Source organism: Stenotrophomonas pictorum JCM 9942, assembly GCF_001310775.1.
GTDB lineage: Bacteria > Pseudomonadota > Gammaproteobacteria > Xanthomonadales > Xanthomonadaceae > Stenotrophomonas > Stenotrophomonas pictorum.
On record NZ_BAZI01000619.1, the window covers coordinates 1 to 1,104 of the forward strand.

A 1,104-nucleotide genomic window follows, 5' to 3' on the forward strand; every position below is an offset into this window, starting at 1 on the left:
CCATCAGCAGCAGCGCCAGTACCGGCAGCATCGACAGGCCGAAACCCAGCGCGCGCGCGGACGGTGCCTTCACGTAGCGCGCCAGTAGAGGAAACGGCCGATCAGGTAAACCGCGCCCAGGGCCGCCACCCAGCTCGCCGGCCAGTAGCGCGCGGCCACGAACAGTGCCGGCAGCAGCGCCACCATCAATTCCAGCGTGTTCATCTGCACCCGGTAGATCCGCTCGAACCCCTCGTGTCCGCTGACCGCCGGCGCTTTCAGACCGGTGATGCCACGCGCGCGGCCCACCAGCACGATGAAGAACAGGTACTGCAGCACCACCAGCATGGCGACCAATTCGACGTAGTGCATGCACTTCTCCTGGAAACGGGGACGGACTTTGCAAGGTGTGCCGGCGGTGACGCTGCCGACACTCCCGGGCGGGGAACCCGCGGCAACCGGCAACGGCGGCTCAGCGGCGCGCCTGGCCGACTTCGATGAAACGCAGGAACTCGGCGCGGGTGCGCGCATCGTCATGGAAGCTGCCACGCATGCGCGAGGTCACCATGCTCACGCCGCGCTTGTGGATGCCGCGGGTGGTCATGCACTCGTGCGCGCCTTCCACTACCACGCCCACGCCCAGCGGCTGCAGCACGTCCTGGATGCAGTCGGCGATCTGCGCGGTCATCTTCTCCTGCACCTGGAAGCGGCGCGCATAGGCTTCCACCACGCGCGCCAGCTTGGAGATGCCGACCACGCGGCCGTTGGGCACATAGCCGACATGCACGCGGCCGATGATCGGCGCCATGTGGTGCTCGCAGTGGCTTTCATACTCGATGTCGCGCAGCACGATCATCTCGTCGTAGCCGGCCACTTCCTCGAAGGTCCGCGCCATGTAGGCGCGCGGGTCCTCGCGGTAGCCGCTGAACCAGTCGCCATAGGCCTCGGCCACCCGGCGCGGGGTATCCAGCAGGCCTTCACGGGTGGGATCCTCGCCGGCCCATTCCAGCAGCGTGCGCACGGCCGCTTCGGCCTGGGCCTGGGTGACGGGGGATTTGGGGGACTCGGCCATGGGGGACGGCGCCTGTATTACGGGGCCGATATGCTACCAGCCAGCTGCCGGCA

General features: G+C 67.8%; 2 protein-coding genes. Both read right to left on the minus strand.

Translation table 11 applies throughout. The annotated features are described in order from the left end of the window. Nucleotides 1–69 precede the first annotated feature (69 nt). Nucleotides 70–351, minus strand: coding sequence for an MAPEG family protein (locus JCM9942_RS16555; protein ID WP_218185521.1), 282 nt, complete (start codon nucleotides 349–351; stop codon nucleotides 70–72). A gap of 100 nt (nucleotides 352–451) precedes the next feature. Continuing rightward, nucleotides 452–1,051 carry a GTP cyclohydrolase I FolE gene (gene folE, locus JCM9942_RS16560; RefSeq protein WP_054660942.1) on the minus strand — a complete coding sequence of 200 codons (600 nt, stop codon included), beginning with the start codon at nucleotides 1,049–1,051 and terminating at the stop codon, nucleotides 452–454. Nucleotides 1,052–1,104 lie beyond the last annotated feature (53 nt).